Consider the following 14,219-nt stretch of genomic DNA (forward strand, 5'->3'; position numbering starts at 1 on the left):
AGCAAAATAACAACTATCTAACAATGGACGCCTCGGAGATGCGTCCCTACCTAATGCAATGTGGAGAGAACTAACAGATGAAGATGTGCTGAATGGGCTGAATGCGGCTGAGCTGGTTGCGTACAGGCGGATACAGGCGAATGAGGATGGTTCTGACGGGGACGTGCTGCCGGAGATCATGGAGGCTGTGGTGATGGAGTGCAGGGGGCGGATAGCGGCGTGTTCGAAGAATAAGCTGGCAGATAGGGCGACGCTGCCGGTGGCGCTGGTGCGTTACCGGCTGCTGACGCGGCTAGGGCTGAGCGTGAAGAGCGCGCGAGAGGTGGAGTACAAAGATGCGCGGTCATTTCTGAGCGATGTGAGCCGCTGCATGGTGGCGATCCCTGCGCCGAGTGGGGCGGATGATACAGCGCAATGGTATCCGAGGCCTACGCACACGAAGCGGCCTCAACAATTTAATAGAGCAAGTCAAGATGGAATCTAAGGCCGCAGTTTTCGGTGTGCAGTGTTCAGTTTTCAGAACCAGCACGATGAAACTCTAATCAAATCTAACCCAAACTAACGAAACAGAATTAGGAATGCCACTAAGGGAATCCAGTATAGAGATGATCGACCAGGCACTGCAGGGTGCGCTGGGGCGTGATGTGCTGCCGAGTGCTCTGAGTAGTGCTGAGCTGCGTGATCTGCTGGAGAAAGAGCTGCGTGAGAGGTCTGTATTTATTGCGCGCACGACGAAGGCCGAGTATCTGCAGGGGCTGCGCAGTGCGATTGAACGGGCGCTGCAGGGTGGGTATAATAATGACTTGCCGAGGCTGAAGCAGGAGCTGCGTGGGATGTTGACTCGGCTGAAGTACACGCCTGAGAATGGATTTCCCGGTGATGAGACGCTGGGGATACCACCAGCTGAGGCTGGGAGCCTAAGAGATCTGAGCTCAGATAAGCGGCTGAATTTGATTTTAGAGACTGAGATTAAGAAGCACCGAGGGGCGGCACAGAAGGCGCGTGGGAACAGCGAGGCTGGGCTGCGCGGGTATCCTGCATGGGAGCTGGTGCGGGTGCAGAGCAGACGTGAGCCGAGGGGGATGCCAGGGACTGGGACACTGGGCTGGCAGAGACGTTGGTTCGAGGTAGGTGGCCCTACGAATAGTACGGGTCGATTGATCGCGCTGAAGACTGATCCTGTGTGGAAGAAGCTGGGGAGTAGTAGTTATTTTGATGATGCGCTGGATACTGAGCATCCGCCATTTGCGTTTAATAGTGGGATGGGCTGGCGCGCGGTGAGTGCGAGTGAGCTAGAGGATCTGGGCATAGAGTGGGAGGGGCAGAAGCCGTCTGCGGATGCGCTGCTGCCAGTGGCGGAGAAGCGGCTGGATGGGATGGATGATGATTTAGCGACGAGCTTGTTAGGGAAGATCAAGGCGAAGCGTGAGGGGAAGAGTAAGTCTGCGCGCTATGAGAGTCTGCTGCAGCGAGAGCTGGCGGCGGCTAAGGAAGGAGGGGTGGTATGAGTCTGAGGCTGCATATTACGGTGGATGATACGGCGCGTGAGACACTGCAGTATCTCCGGGAGAAGCTGGGTGATCTGAGTGAGGTAAATGCACGGATAGCGGTTGCGGAGGAGAATCTGTTTCGCGATTACATCCGTGGCTATGCGGTGAATAAGCATGCTACGGCGCGGCGGCTGGGTGCACAGCCTACGGGGTTTTATGAGCGGGCGGCGGAGAGTGCCGAGGGGACGTCTACGGCGTTTGGCGTGACGGTGAGTGTAGCTCCGAGAGAGGCATTTGCACGGGCATTTAAGCAGGTGGAGATCACGCCGAGGGCTGGTAAGAAGTGGTTGACGATACCGGCGGTGGCAGCGGCGTATGGGCGACGGGCGGGTGAGGTGACGGATCTGCAGTTCGTGCCACTGGGGGCTGAGACTGCTGCGCTGATGCGGCGCGATAAAGCGAGTGGCGTGGATACGGTGTTTTACTGGCTGAAGAAGAAGGTAGTACAGGAACAGCAGCGTGAGTTGTTACCGAGTGATGCAGCGGTGGGCGAGGTGGCAGGTGAGGCTGCTGAGGATGTGTTTATCGAATTGATAGCTGAGGGAGGTGTGGTGTGAGCAGAGCAGGAGATTTAAGGGATGCGCTGAAGGCGAGCATCGTGGCTGCGAATATAGGACTGACTGCGGATGACATTATCATCGCGCGGCAGGGGGATATTTTTAGGGAGATAGAGGATACGGTTTCTCGCTCAGAGAATGGGATCTGTCTGCATATTTTATCACCGAAGAAGCGGAACCTGGCACCGATGGCGGAGCGGCCGAGGTGGGAAACTGAGCTGGTGCTGCGGCTGTGGGTGCAGCCTCTGTACCATGAGGGGCAGAAGCCGGAGGAGGAGATCATGGAGGATCTGGAGAACCATCTGAGTCAGTTAGTGCTGAATACGGCGGAGCCTAGAGCACTGCAGGCAGCGGCGGCGATAGAGGTGCAGAGCAGCTATGACGTGGCTGACGCGGACTACAACGTGCACGAGGTGCAGGTCAAAACAATCATTCAAAATTAACCAAGCAAAGCAATGAGCGAAGAAAAAACAGCCGCTAAGCCGGCAAGCAATAAGACGGCTGCAGAGTCTAAGACTGCAGAGAAGCGTGTGGCGCGTGTGCGGGCGCTAGTGACTCCAGTGCCAGTGCCAGGCGGGAAGATCGCCAAGGGTGCGATCGCAGATCCTGTGCCGCTGGTGGATGCAGAGTACAAGGCAGCTCAAGGGCTGGTGGAGATTCTGGAAGTGAGGGAGAAGTAGGAATTAAGAATTAGGAATTAGGAATTTAACGTTATGAATTTAGTAGATATTTTACCAGGTAGTCAGATTTCCATCGCGCGGGAGGGAGAGACGATTGATGCGATCACGGTGGCTGTGGATGCGTTTCCGGATACGGATCCGTCGACTAATTACACGAATCTGGGGACTGTGGAGCAGTTCGAGCCGACGAAGAGCGAGACGGTGATCAAGCGCCGCGCGAGCCGCGATGGTGCTGCGTACCGTACTCGCAAGACAGTACGGACGAATAAGGAACTGGTGTGGAACTTTACGCTGCAGGAATGGAGTGAGCTTACCTTAGTGGAGCTGCTGTTGGATTCTAACACTCCGGTGGCTGGGGACTTTGTACCAGGTGATCGGACGGATCCAGTGCGGTGTGTGCTGCGGGTGGAGAATTTTAACACAATCACGGGTAATAAGATCCTGGACATGTTTGTGTGGGCGGAGCTGAGCGTGGGTACGTATCAGTTTAAAGAGGGTGTGGATCCCTATGCGCTGCAAGTGGAGGTCCTGGATAGTGAGCTGAACTCAGGCATTGTGACGAATCTCTAGTAGCTGAGCGGTTATGGATATCTTCGAGTCGATAGTGCAGATAGTGCATGATCCGGATGGGCAGAATACGCTGCTGGTGGATTATGGCGATGCGCTGGTGGATGATGGCATGGAGCGTAGCGGCGGGCAGATTGTCCGCATAGCTGAGTTTATCAATGCGGTAGGTATCCATACCTTTGCTCGCGGGCAGGAACGCCACGAGCTGGAGTTTACGCTGGTGGAGACGGAGGTGACGACTGATGCGGCGGTGGCGGCGGGGATGAATCATCCGCTGGTGTTGCCAAGGCACAGTGCTCCGCTACTGATAGCGACGGAGAGCGGGTGGAACTGGCAGATAGCGAGCACGACGGTGGAGAGCTGGCCAGCGAGATGGAGTGATGTGATGAGCTACCGCACCGTGACGCTGGTGGGTGGTGCGCTGACAGTGACGGCGACACCTGGTGACGGGAACCAATATGTGCGGCCAGATGGGTTTTCTACCTACCTGAGACCTGCATGAATTAAGATTTAAGATTTAGGAGATGGCAGATTTTACAGTAAGCGCATTTATTGATGCATTGATGGTGAGTCAATCGACTGCGCAAGGTCGCGCAGCGCTGGAGGCGCTGGGGGTGGCGGATCTAGTGGATGATCTGACGACTGGTGGCTCAAATAAGGCGCTGACGGCTGAGCAGGGGAAGGTGCTGAAGGCGCTCGTGGATGAGCTAAAATCGTGGGCTGATAGTACGAGCAAGGTTTTATATGACGAGCAATTACCTGCAGTCGTAGGACAACATAAAAAAATCTCCTTAAACTTTAGGCACAGGTGGTCCAATAGCTACATGTGTACGTATTATGTTTCGATTTACTCTAGGGAAGCCCAAGGAGGTGGAAGGAAATATGGCACGTTTAAGGTAGTAGCTAGGACTTACTATGGTGGCAGTATAGCGTATGACGTGACTCCGCTGAGTGAGTGTTCTGGTATCGGCACTACTACTGAAACGACAACTGTAGATCCATCAGATAGTGATTTCAGGCTAAGCTCTCTAGTCTTCCATTACACAAGGAGTGGGGAAAATCCTGGCGCGTCTGATACAGTGCAAATTGTGGTTAGGGAAATGCGAGGAGATTCTAGTTATCCCGCATTCCATGAGTGTGATGTTGTTGTAGAAGATGAAGATCATGCTGATTTTGTAGGATTAAACAACCCCGGTTCAGAGCAGCACCTTCTGCATTTTCAACCTTACCTTAACTTAGATTCTAACGGTGCAGTTCAAGATGATGTGGAGCTGGCTAGTGAGAGTACGTCTACTGGGAATGACCTGAGTAATCCTGATCATATTATTAATGTGGGACAGGCGGATGGGAGGTATCGCAAAGTTGATCTTAGTCTAGCTGGTTGGACTTATACAGAAGCTAGCAACCCCCAAGCTCTCGATCTATCTTCTTTAGGTTTAGCTTTCAATACGCCAGCGCATGGAGTGTTGCTTGAGTTAGAGGTTTTCGGTGGGCGCAGTATTTCAGCAGGACTTGGTCGCTACTGGAAACGTAAATATCTCGTGCAGTTTAGAGGTCACTCCACCACCTCTGAAATCGAATATCTTGAGATGGCGTCTTTTGACGGCAGCTTTCATTCAGGAACAGAACTCCCGACCGTGACCCTAACTGCTGATGGATCTGATTTGATGATTGATATAGTCGATTCGGCAGGTGGGTATGATGGCGGGGATGTATATCGCTGTGAAGCCTTTGTGAAAGATCTGAGACCTTAAAATTATGAGCACACTAACAATTACACCGGAACAGAAGATCGCGAGGTCGCACCAGAAGTTTGCGCAGGCGAATCAGCGAGAAGCGTATCTGCTGGAGCAGTCTTATAAAGATTTTTGGGGAGGTGACAAGGCACAGCGGCTGGCGATGGCGGCGGGGCTGAATGCGCATGCGCTGAACCAGGGGACAACGGCTGAGGCTGTCTTTGCTGAGCATGCACTACGCTGGGCGCAGCTGGTGGCGAGGGATCCATCCTTTGCATCTCGTGTTCCAGTTCCACCCGTGGATATGAGTGCTGTTTATGACGGTGGGGGGATGATCGATTTGACACTTTTCGAAGCGGCGCTGGATGCGCTGGAGGAATAAAATTTAACCAATAGAAATTAAAGAAATGGGTAGATATAATCAGACAATTCAGGCGGCCGATCTCGATGGCGGGAACTGGGAGTTGCCAATTCCGGTGGAGAGCTTCGAGCTGGGAATGACGCTTTTCGGCGACGCTGGTGGCGGCACATTCACGCTGGAGGATAGTGACGGCGATGTGCTGGAGACGCTGACGCCGCCGTACCAGGGCGGGAAGATGCCAGTGGACACCATTGTGTATGCGCGGCTGACTGGTGCGACGAATCCCGACCTGCGGTTCAAGGCGGTGACGTTCTAACCTAATCTAACGAAATCGAGCGATGTTGAATAGACAGAGGCCGTTTGTGAGACAAGAGGGACTGGGCTTTGACCTGAGTTTGCCCAGTGGGTTCGGGCTGGGACTGGGAGGGGATGTGGATCCAATTTTGGCTTACGATCTGAGTCTCTACCTTAACGGCTCGCGTGGCAAATTCACAGCAGGTGACGTGCCCGCGAATGGTGGGCAGGTGGCGACCTGGGTAGATTTATTGGGCAGTGGAGACAACGCGACTCAAACGGTAGGTGCTAACCAGCCGCTAGACGAGGGGGATAGTCTTTATTTCAATGGTGCGGGTGATCATATGGATCTGTCGCTATCCAATGGGGTTTCATTCACGTACATGGTCGATGTAGAGATTTTAGATGCTACGGCTATTCGCTATTTTGGCCGAGTATATACTGCTGGAGGGCATTTCAGGTTGGGATGGAACGCAGGGAACCTTTATTGTTATGATTCTCTCGGAGAACTGACTGGTCACATGGGGGCTGCTATACCGCTAAACGAGCGAGCTGTGGTCGGCTGTACCTATGATGCAGAGGATAATTTATTTACGTGGTATAAAAATGGAGTGGCATATAACACAATCACACCAAGCTCGACCTTAGGTATCTACGATTCTGCAATGTTGTCGTCATCCTCTACTGACCCTGAAAACAAACAGTATAACGTTTTGTCAGCTAGTCGTGCGCTAACCGCTGCTGAAATGCTGGAAATATCTAACCTCTTACTGCCATGAGTAATCGTTATAAGAAGAGGTACTTTAAAGTAGCAGTTGCTGTATACAATGCGATGCGCCAAGTAGCGGACAATCACCGTAACCTACCCATTGTTGGTGAGGTCGCGACCACTGAAACAGCGCTACCTGTGGCTGAGGATCAGCCTGTAGCGAATGATGGTAGTGGTATGCTAGTCGTAGCTCTCGCTCACAACGATGTGAAGCCGGCAGATGAGGTGGAGATGGCTCCTCATATAGCAGCTGGATATATTGTCGAGCTAACCAAGGCTGAGTACGAGTCGCTGCTGCCGGAGGAGGAGATTTAACTGAGGAAGGAAGAGTATGGCGGATAAGAAGGTAGAGTTTCATATAGATACCTCTGCGAATACGCAGGGGGTGGAGGCAGCGAGTGCGAGTTTTGATCAGCTGGATCAGAATCTGGATCAGATCGTGTCAGAGATGCAGCGGTTGGGAACGGAGTTCGAGCAAGCTGTGAGTGAGGGGGATGCCGAGGCGGCGAAGGAAAGGTTCGTGCGGCTGAAGATAGAGGCTGAGAAGCTGAAGGAGGTAATGGTGGAACTGGGAGATGAGGGGGCCGAGGGGCTGGGGGAGATGATCGACAAGCTGGAAGAGGCGGAGGAACAGATAGAAGGTCTGGCGCAGGAAGCTAAGCAGGCAGATGATGCGGCGCAGGAGTTTGTGGAAGCGGCGAGTGCGGCGTCTCGAGAGGCTGCGGAGCAGGCTGATGCTACGCTGAGGGCGGCGGATGCAGCGGTGGAGTATGAACGGTCTGTGGAGCGCCGGGCTGATCTGGAGAAGGCGTGGGCTGATCAGATGGGGCGCAGTAATTCTGCACTGGATCTGCAGCAGCGGAAGCTGGAACAACAAGCAAGCGCTACGCGTGAATACATCACCGCAAAGGCGGAATTGCTGAAGGCGCAGATAGATAATAATGAGACAGATCCTGCGGTGGCGGCGGAGCAAAAGGCTCTGATAGATGAGATGCTGCAGCGTAGATTGGCTGGAATAGATCAGGCTCTGGCGGAGAGTACACTGAAGATCAACGAGAAGAGACGAGGTGTACTGGGCCGAGCTGATGACCAAAAGCTGGCAGAGCTGAATAGGGCGAGTGGGCTGGATGGACTGATACTGGGGGATGAGGATAGGGCTGCGAAGGAGGCGAGGCTGGCTGAACTAAATGCCGAGGTGAGCCGAACGAATGCGGAGCTGGTGAAGGCTGAGGAGGCACTGAGTAGTGCGCGGAGAAATAATGACCGCAGAGAAGCTGCAGAGGCTCTGCGTGCGGCTCAAAAAGCGGCTGAGGCTGCACAGGCGAATAGGGGATCTACGGAGGCGAGAACGATAGAGAACCAGCTGGAGCGGGACACGGCAGCGAGGGGTGATTTCGCTAACAGAAGTGAGTATGAAAACTATGTAGAAAAGCTGCGCAGTGATATCGCTGCGGGTCGGGCAGAGCTGCAACAGCTAAGGGATGAGGCTGGTCTACAAGAGTCTCAGCTGACTTCTAATCAAATAGTGGAAGAGATTCGTCAGCAGACGGCGTCTGAGCGAGAGAAAACTCGCCGACGTGGGGTGGTACAACTGGAGCTAAATACCGCGCGCAGCAAGCGAGATGGATTAGGTAATGAAATAAGTGGTAAAGCTGAGGCTGTAGAGGTGGGTAACAAAGCGGGTCAGAAGATAGTGGATGAGATCGCTAAGGCGTTTGAGGATGGTGCGGTGTCAGCTGCTGAGCAGCCTGCGCTGAGTGCTGCAGTAAGTAAGCTTATGGGGAGTAGTGCGGCACGCGATGATGCGGCGCTACAAATGTTGCAGAGCTTAATCAGGCAATGGCAGAACACGGAGAAGAAACTGCAGTCGCTAGAGTTAAAGGTAAAAAATAGTCGTTAAAATGAGTTGGACGATCAATGGAGTGAGTTTGGAAGAGCTGGGTGTGGAGGTGGGGCGGGTGGTTTATCGCCAGCAAAATGCGAGTGAGATGGTGCTGACGGTAGTGTCTGATAGCATGACCGAGAGTGCGCCGCTGAGTGTGGGGCAGAATGTAGTTTTACGGCACAATGGTAGTGCTAAATTTACCGGTGTGGTTCGCAAGGTTCCTCGCCGGGCGAGTGGTAATGATACGGGTCTGAGCATTCTGTGTACGGATGCGTGGGGTGACTTAGAGAGGCTAGTGTACCAGGTGAAGCGAGCATATGTGGCCTCGGTAGAAGAGAGTGAGGAAGATGAGGATACTGAGCTGGAGTATGCCGATAGATGGTCTGGTACGGTTCACTGGATGGAGGATGTGCCGCTGGGTACTCGCATAGGAAATGTTGCAGCATTCGCTGCGGAAAGCGGAGTGAATATGACGGTGGGTAATATAGCTGCCGGCATAGGGTGGTACCGCTCTGGCTACAAGGATATGACCTGTGCTCAGCTGATAAGAGGCATGCTGGCTCTGATGCCCGAGCACACGGCGTACATTGATCCTAGTGGTGCATTTCAGCTGGTGGAACGAGCGACGATGCCGAGTGTGAGTTACGACATAGGATCGGCTTCTGTGGTGCTGAATGCAGACGTGGAAGATAACGCCAATGAGTTAGTAAGCTCGGTGGTGATAGCATACGAGAAACCGATCTCAATAGACTCAGATCCATACACCCGAATCGTGGAAGATATAGCTGGTTCGTCAGCTCCAGCTGTAGGTCTGATGAAGGACTCAGTGGCTCTTCAGGGAGGAGTGTATCAGACTGAGTACGCGCCGGTGACAACGGCGGACATTCCGGACGAAAATGCCAATGATGAGGAGGTGGTGGAGTTCTGGACAAGTCGCTCGTCTGAGCTGCAGACGATAGTGTCGAGACACGGCGAAGATTTTCTTAATTTACTGCGTGTGGCGGATGTAGATGTGCCGACTGAGAACGTAGAAAAATGGAAGCGAGAGCTGGTCGATCAACCGCAACGTCCGGACCCAATCAACCCTCATTCAGATCCTATAGAACAGAGCGAGGAAGTCGGGGATTATCCTCGTTATATCGTGGAAGGTAGTTTGCCGTATTGGGCAAAAAAACGCTATGCCTTAGTGGCGTGCAGCTCCACTTTAGCCATTGCGAAAACTGACTACGATCTTCTTCCTGATGGCTCTCTGAAAAAGATGCTGGAAGAGGTATTCAGTCTCCCAAAAACGTTCAATAGCACAGAGTATCTTACAGCGAATTTCGCAGCCCAGATCATGGGGACGAATGCCCGCACGAAAAACTATAAACGGGTGGTGACGAGCGATCCTGGTGAGGAGCCTCCGATGGGAATAGCAGCTGGTTTATTGAGCCAGCTGAGCGTGGTGCGTTACTCAGGATCGGTGACTCTCCTACAAGACGATGCCACCCTAAATGTGCATCCTGGCTACAAGGTGAACTTAACGAATGGACTGACTGAGTGGGCAAGTATGGGAGAGAGTGTTTCGGAAGTGTATTGTGACATAGCGGAGGGCGAAACGACGGTGAGTTTCGGGCCGAGTGAGGCGCTGGGAGCGGCGGATATGGTGGAGCGGCTACGCGCGGCTCGCTCCAATGCATTTTACTACAAAATTCAAAGTGGTGAGGATGAGATCGAGGAAGGCATCGGCGGTGGTGTGGCATCTGCGGTTCTGAACTTTAGCCGAGTGGGTGGCGGTAGTGGTGGATCCACTAGTGAGTGTATTCTGGGAGACATGCTGGTGGATGCGGATAATAGTACCGAGTCGGTGACGAAGTATAAAATCCGCAGTGGGTATTTGTACGGCGCTGGGTCGACGGAGTTCCTGGAAAAAGATAACCTCACTCCTGTCCACGAGGATAAGGTGTGGGTGCAGGTAGATATCACGATAGACGAAGTGGACGGGGTGCTGATGAATACATTCAGTGTGGACGATGTGGAGATCTACCAAGGTGCGACTCTCCCCGATGATACGGATTTTACTCCGGTGCTAAAGACGGGATCGATTCACATAGAGCTGGGTCACTGGGTGGACGAGAATGACGGAGAAGGAGACCCGCTATTCCGCTTCGAGCATGCTGGGTGTGGGGCTATTTATTTAGCGGTCTGTTCGAGTGGCGCGACCGCGCACGTGAAGTTCGTAAGGTGAGGTGCGATGGGGAATTTTATAGACAATGAAAAAGGGGCGTGGATGGAGTGCTGTGAGATAGGCGCTCCAAGCTTGGGGTTTATATTTCAAGAAGAAGTAGTGGCAGGCGAGGTGGATGTGGTGAGAGGTTTTCAAAACCAGCACTTGTACATGAAGTGTGTGGTGGGGCTGAGTTATTCAGATGTGGAAGATTCCGAGGAAAGCAATAGCTGCGGACCTACTCGCGTCACAGATACCAATATTACGGCGAACTACAATAGTACCACAGAATCAGAGCCGACGTTTGGCACAGTGGGGAAGGATTTCGATGGTTCAGAGGGTGATGCAGATGGATCGTTTAGTATGAGTTCTAATCATTACAGCGATTTTACTCATACCACCTACTATTTTAGTACTTGCGAGGTAAATACTCATAATGAGTATGAGTATAGGGGTTCAAATTCTGATAGCGGGGTGCTGAGTGCTTTCGATATTCAGAGCTATTATTATGCGGGATGTAATGTGGATTTGAATGGCAGCTTTTGGGATCATTGGGATTATAGATTTAATGATTTCGACGTAAGTGCTGATGATTACAAAGCTGCGGACGGCAGTGATGAGTCAGGGGGTATTACTTTGAGCGAGGTGGTGGACGATTCTACTCTGGAGGCAGTGTTCTCGCTAGATCCAGAGTGGGATGCCCTGAGTTCGGTTTCTTTATCCAATAAGGTTGCATTCTTCTACGGAGTGTCGGCCAGTGAGGACGCTTATACCGGTGACCTATATAGCGTGAGACTGGATAAGTACCGTGTTCTTCTAGGGTATGAGCGGGATGTTCTCTCTGGTTTCAAGAACTCATGGTTTGAGGTGGAGTATGGATTTTACAAAAATTATGAGAACGCTGGAACTTGGGTGGAGGTGGATAGACAAATAGTGGAGTGGTCTGGTACGGGAGTTGAGACGGAGACTGATGCTAGCAACTACTTAGAGATTAACCTTCCAGTGGATGAAGTGACGGACGCTAGTGAGGTGCGATCGTACACGGCACGAAGTGCGGATCGCTACGATTTTAGAATCTTACGCTACCGTCCATATCATGGTGCGCCTTGGATTGACCTAAATGATGCACTAGTGTAGTAGAGTATTTGCAGGGGGGCTGCAGGGTAGTTTTCCAAAACCTCTGTCCCATTTTCTAAAGTAGGATGGCCGGCTACAGTCTACACCAAATTTTGCGGAGAGGCATGTTTTTTAGTTTATTGTGTTGGCTAGCCGCATTGAGCGATCACGCGTAATCTGTAGTTTTCGAAGCTTCTAAATCCGTATGCTCGTCGTTGGACGTGTTTGAGGGTTGGAGAGGTATTGAATAATTCACGTAGAGTTCGCTTTTGTTTAGAGCTGAGACGTTCAGGACGTATGCGCATAGCAGCTAGACCACCTCGATAGCTTTTTAACTGTGGGTGAAGTATGTTTCGAGTTTAGATTTGCTACGCCCCTCCACCACTGTGGTTCTTCAGATCACAGAGCGTGGTACTAAAGCGCTGAGCTTTGTGCAAGATGTGTTCATCGATGCCAAGAACCTGAGGGCTGCACTCTAAGAGGCGTTCTTTGGCTTTAAGAGCTGAGAACTGAGTGTAAATCCTACTTACGGCAGCCTGTCCTATTCATTTAGTTTTGGCTAATGTTTTAGAACACAAGCCTTGATCATGAAACTTGTAAATGGAGCGTCGCAGCGGCTCGAGCTGAGACTGCAGCTTTACCTGAATGGTGTATGTATGATTATGTTGGACTTGAAGGGGGGTAACCCTTCAGACCTATATTTAGCTTATTAAGCATAGGGGGCATGTTGGCTGATTTGCCTCATGTCCCCAATCTTTAATGAAGAGCCTCTATTTTAAGTCTAAAATAACAAATGTAACCAGCTATTATTGAATGAGTTGTTTCTTGTTAGGTGTAATTGAGTAACAGGATTTCCATTGGAATAGTGGGAGAATCGTGCTAGTAAGCGGAGCAACAGGCGATGGCGCCTGGATAAATAAAAAAGCTGAAAGAGCTTTTATAGACGAGGAACCGCGAGACGGAAGCTCGTCATAGGATACCTATAAATGAAGAAAAAACGGATCGTTATTAAAGTCGGCAGTGGAGTTATTACTGAAGCAAACCATATCGCTAAAGAGCGTATGCTCAACTTAGTTTCACTGATTGCAGAGTTTAAAAAGACACATGAGGTGATTCTTGTGACTTCTGGTGCAGTCTCAGCTGGTTACACCGCCTTGCAGTTGGATCGTAAGAGAGACATCAGTAAGAAGGTTTTGGCATCCGTAGGACAACCAATCCTCATGAGTAACTACAAGAGGATGTTTGATATTTTCGACATCAGCATTTCACAGATTCTTCTCACAGAGGAAGATTTCGATTCCAGAGTGCATACTGTTATTTTCCAACAGATTATTGAGACAACTTTGGCAAACGGAATTCTCCCGATTGTAAACGAGAATGATATTTCAACGACGGAAGACCAGCTTTTCGGTGACAACGACCAACTTTCCTCGCACATCACGCATTACACTAACTCAGATTTGTTAGTACTGCTTAGTGATATTGATGGGTATTATGACGACAACCCGTCAAAGAACCCTAAAGCTAAGATCATCAAGGATGTGCATTCGATCGACCCAGACAAACTTACTGAAGAACATACTCCTAACAATAAGTTTGCGACAGGTGGCATCGTAACAAAACTTAAGGCGGCTCAATACTTGATGAACAGGAATCGTCAGATGTTCCTTTGTAGTGGTTACGACCTCACAACGATTCACCAATTTGTGTTAGAAGGCGTTCACGAAAAAGGAAGTTTGTTTAGTCGAAAAGTAGAAACTCGCTAAACGTTTTTTCTTAACTTTAGATCCACCTCCGAGAGCATCTGTAACATTTGCTCTGCGGAGGTGTTTTTATATACTGGGGGGGCGCTGCTATATTCTACGGTTCACCTCCAAGCTCTATTGAGATGATGGGATAAGTGGGGCAATTTGAGTTAGTCGGCACAGCTGATTTTGATTGCCACACAGACTAATTTGGTAATGTTTTGTTAGGCATGGAAGAGGTGAGTGATGAGCAATTAAGGCTAACAGAAAAACTCATAGAAATTATGCAGTCTGGCAAAAACCGTCAAGAAGCTGAAGGTCTCTATACACGCTCGGCACATTCTAAGACAGTAGGGTTAATGACGGCAGAGTTTCGGGTTGAGCCTAATCTCCCAGAAGAATGCCGTATCGGTGTGTTTGCTAAACCACGGATTTACAAAGCTTTCGTGCGCGCCTCACATTCCAGCCCGAGCCCACAGGCGGATAAGAAGAAAGACGCTCGAGGTATGGCGATTAAACTGCTTGGTGTTGATGGTGAGAGGTTTGTGAAATTTAATAAAGAACTGGCGACGCAGGACTTCATCTTGATTTCTTGGCCGGCGTTTTTCTTCGCTAACTTGAAATGCTTTGTTCCAGCTGCGAAGCTGTTTATTGAGAAGAGGATGTTTGCTGTTTTGTGGCTCCTGCTTAAGACTGGCCAATACAAGACAATTTCGTACGTGGCTCAATCTTTCAAAAATTAGACGAGTTTGT

General features: G+C 51.0%; 17 protein-coding genes. All 17 read left to right on the forward strand.

Annotation, left to right across the window (positions count from 1 at the left end):
- Positions 1–58 precede the first annotated feature (58 nt).
- Positions 59–484 (forward strand): hypothetical protein, encoded by a 426-nt coding sequence (locus ACFPK9_RS01230; RefSeq protein WP_377092688.1) that lies wholly within the window; start codon positions 59–61, stop codon positions 482–484.
- A 121-nt stretch (positions 485–605) separates the two neighbouring features.
- On the forward strand, positions 606–1,508 hold the full coding sequence (locus ACFPK9_RS01235; protein WP_377092689.1) for a hypothetical protein: 903 nt from the start codon (positions 606–608) through the stop codon (positions 1,506–1,508).
- Complete coding sequence (locus ACFPK9_RS01240; protein ID WP_377092690.1) at positions 1,505–2,107, forward strand: hypothetical protein; 603 nt, start codon at positions 1,505–1,507, stop codon at positions 2,105–2,107. Before ACFPK9_RS01235 ends, ACFPK9_RS01240 begins: the two co-directional genes overlap by 4 nt.
- A complete protein-coding gene (locus ACFPK9_RS01245) occupies positions 2,104–2,550 on the forward strand; it encodes a hypothetical protein (RefSeq protein ID WP_377092691.1) in 447 nt (148 codons plus the stop codon). The genes ACFPK9_RS01240 and ACFPK9_RS01245 overlap by 4 nt, the downstream gene beginning before the upstream one ends.
- Positions 2,551–2,562: 12 nt before the next feature.
- Complete coding sequence (locus ACFPK9_RS01250; RefSeq protein ID WP_377092692.1) at positions 2,563–2,787, forward strand: hypothetical protein; 225 nt, start codon at positions 2,563–2,565, stop codon at positions 2,785–2,787.
- A 33-nt stretch (positions 2,788–2,820) separates the two neighbouring features.
- Positions 2,821–3,357, forward strand: coding sequence for a hypothetical protein (locus ACFPK9_RS01255; protein WP_377092693.1), 537 nt, complete (start codon positions 2,821–2,823; stop codon positions 3,355–3,357).
- A 13-nt stretch (positions 3,358–3,370) separates the two neighbouring features.
- Complete coding sequence (locus tag ACFPK9_RS01260; RefSeq protein ID WP_377092694.1) at positions 3,371–3,856, forward strand: hypothetical protein; 486 nt, start codon at positions 3,371–3,373, stop codon at positions 3,854–3,856.
- 22 nt (positions 3,857–3,878) lie between these two features.
- Positions 3,879–5,108, forward strand: a complete 1,230-nt coding sequence (locus ACFPK9_RS01265; RefSeq protein ID WP_377092695.1) for a hypothetical protein — start codon at positions 3,879–3,881, stop codon at positions 5,106–5,108.
- 4 nt (positions 5,109–5,112) lie between these two features.
- Positions 5,113–5,472 (forward strand): hypothetical protein, encoded by a 360-nt coding sequence (locus tag ACFPK9_RS01270; RefSeq protein ID WP_377092696.1) that lies wholly within the window; start codon positions 5,113–5,115, stop codon positions 5,470–5,472.
- Between the two features lie 25 nt (positions 5,473–5,497).
- Positions 5,498–5,767: a hypothetical protein gene (locus ACFPK9_RS01275; RefSeq protein WP_377092697.1), complete on the forward strand. Its 270-nt coding sequence runs from the start codon at positions 5,498–5,500 to the stop codon at positions 5,765–5,767.
- Positions 5,768–5,789: 22 nt separating this feature from the next.
- Positions 5,790–6,524, forward strand: a complete 735-nt coding sequence (locus ACFPK9_RS01280; protein WP_377092698.1) for a hypothetical protein — start codon at positions 5,790–5,792, stop codon at positions 6,522–6,524.
- Entirely contained in the window at positions 6,521–6,829 is a 309-nt protein-coding gene (locus ACFPK9_RS01285) for a hypothetical protein (RefSeq protein ID WP_377092699.1), read from the forward strand. The genes ACFPK9_RS01280 and ACFPK9_RS01285 overlap by 4 nt, the downstream gene beginning before the upstream one ends.
- 16 nt (positions 6,830–6,845) lie before the next feature.
- A complete protein-coding gene (locus ACFPK9_RS01290; protein ID WP_377092700.1) occupies positions 6,846–8,414 on the forward strand; it encodes a hypothetical protein in 1,569 nt (522 codons plus the stop codon).
- A 1-nt stretch (position 8,415) separates the two neighbouring features.
- On the forward strand, positions 8,416–10,626 hold the full coding sequence (locus ACFPK9_RS01295; RefSeq protein ID WP_377092701.1) for a hypothetical protein: 2,211 nt from the start codon (positions 8,416–8,418) through the stop codon (positions 10,624–10,626).
- 6 nt (positions 10,627–10,632) lie between these two features.
- Positions 10,633–11,742: a hypothetical protein gene (locus tag ACFPK9_RS01300; RefSeq protein WP_377092702.1), complete on the forward strand. Its 1,110-nt coding sequence runs from the start codon at positions 10,633–10,635 to the stop codon at positions 11,740–11,742.
- Positions 11,743–12,707: 965 nt separating this feature from the next.
- Positions 12,708–13,487, forward strand: a complete 780-nt coding sequence (gene proB, locus ACFPK9_RS01305; protein ID WP_377092703.1) for a glutamate 5-kinase — start codon at positions 12,708–12,710, stop codon at positions 13,485–13,487.
- A 209-nt stretch (positions 13,488–13,696) separates the two neighbouring features.
- Positions 13,697–14,209 carry a catalase family protein gene (locus ACFPK9_RS01310; RefSeq protein WP_377092704.1) on the forward strand — a complete coding sequence of 171 codons (513 nt, stop codon included), beginning with the start codon at positions 13,697–13,699 and terminating at the stop codon, positions 14,207–14,209.
- Positions 14,210–14,219: the final 10 nt, after the last annotated feature.

Origin of the sequence: Rubritalea spongiae (genome assembly GCF_042652385.1) — a bacterium.
GTDB lineage: Bacteria > Verrucomicrobiota > Verrucomicrobiia > Verrucomicrobiales > Akkermansiaceae > Rubritalea > Rubritalea spongiae.

Coding starts and splice junctions, on each gene's coding strand:
- ACFPK9_RS01230 (WP_377092688.1), top strand. CDS start 59: ATGTGGAGAGAACTAACAGATGAAGATGTGCTGAATGGGCTGAATGCG.
- ACFPK9_RS01235 (WP_377092689.1), top strand. CDS start 606: ATGATCGACCAGGCACTGCAGGGTGCGCTGGGGCGTGATGTGCTGCCG.
- ACFPK9_RS01240 (WP_377092690.1), top strand. CDS start 1,505: ATGAGTCTGAGGCTGCATATTACGGTGGATGATACGGCGCGTGAGACA.
- ACFPK9_RS01250 (WP_377092692.1), top strand. CDS start 2,563: ATGAGCGAAGAAAAAACAGCCGCTAAGCCGGCAAGCAATAAGACGGCT.
- ACFPK9_RS01255 (WP_377092693.1), top strand. CDS start 2,821: ATGAATTTAGTAGATATTTTACCAGGTAGTCAGATTTCCATCGCGCGG.
- ACFPK9_RS01260 (WP_377092694.1), top strand. CDS start 3,371: ATGGATATCTTCGAGTCGATAGTGCAGATAGTGCATGATCCGGATGGG.
- ACFPK9_RS01265 (WP_377092695.1), top strand. CDS start 3,879: ATGGCAGATTTTACAGTAAGCGCATTTATTGATGCATTGATGGTGAGT.
- ACFPK9_RS01270 (WP_377092696.1), top strand. CDS start 5,113: ATGAGCACACTAACAATTACACCGGAACAGAAGATCGCGAGGTCGCAC.
- ACFPK9_RS01275 (WP_377092697.1), top strand. CDS start 5,498: ATGGGTAGATATAATCAGACAATTCAGGCGGCCGATCTCGATGGCGGG.
- ACFPK9_RS01280 (WP_377092698.1), top strand. CDS start 5,790: ATGTTGAATAGACAGAGGCCGTTTGTGAGACAAGAGGGACTGGGCTTT.
- ACFPK9_RS01285 (WP_377092699.1), top strand. CDS start 6,521: ATGAGTAATCGTTATAAGAAGAGGTACTTTAAAGTAGCAGTTGCTGTA.
- ACFPK9_RS01290 (WP_377092700.1), top strand. CDS start 6,846: ATGGCGGATAAGAAGGTAGAGTTTCATATAGATACCTCTGCGAATACG.
- ACFPK9_RS01295 (WP_377092701.1), top strand. CDS start 8,416: ATGAGTTGGACGATCAATGGAGTGAGTTTGGAAGAGCTGGGTGTGGAG.
- ACFPK9_RS01300 (WP_377092702.1), top strand. CDS start 10,633: ATGGGGAATTTTATAGACAATGAAAAAGGGGCGTGGATGGAGTGCTGT.
- proB (WP_377092703.1), top strand. CDS start 12,708: ATGAAGAAAAAACGGATCGTTATTAAAGTCGGCAGTGGAGTTATTACT.
- ACFPK9_RS01310 (WP_377092704.1), top strand. CDS start 13,697: ATGGAAGAGGTGAGTGATGAGCAATTAAGGCTAACAGAAAAACTCATA.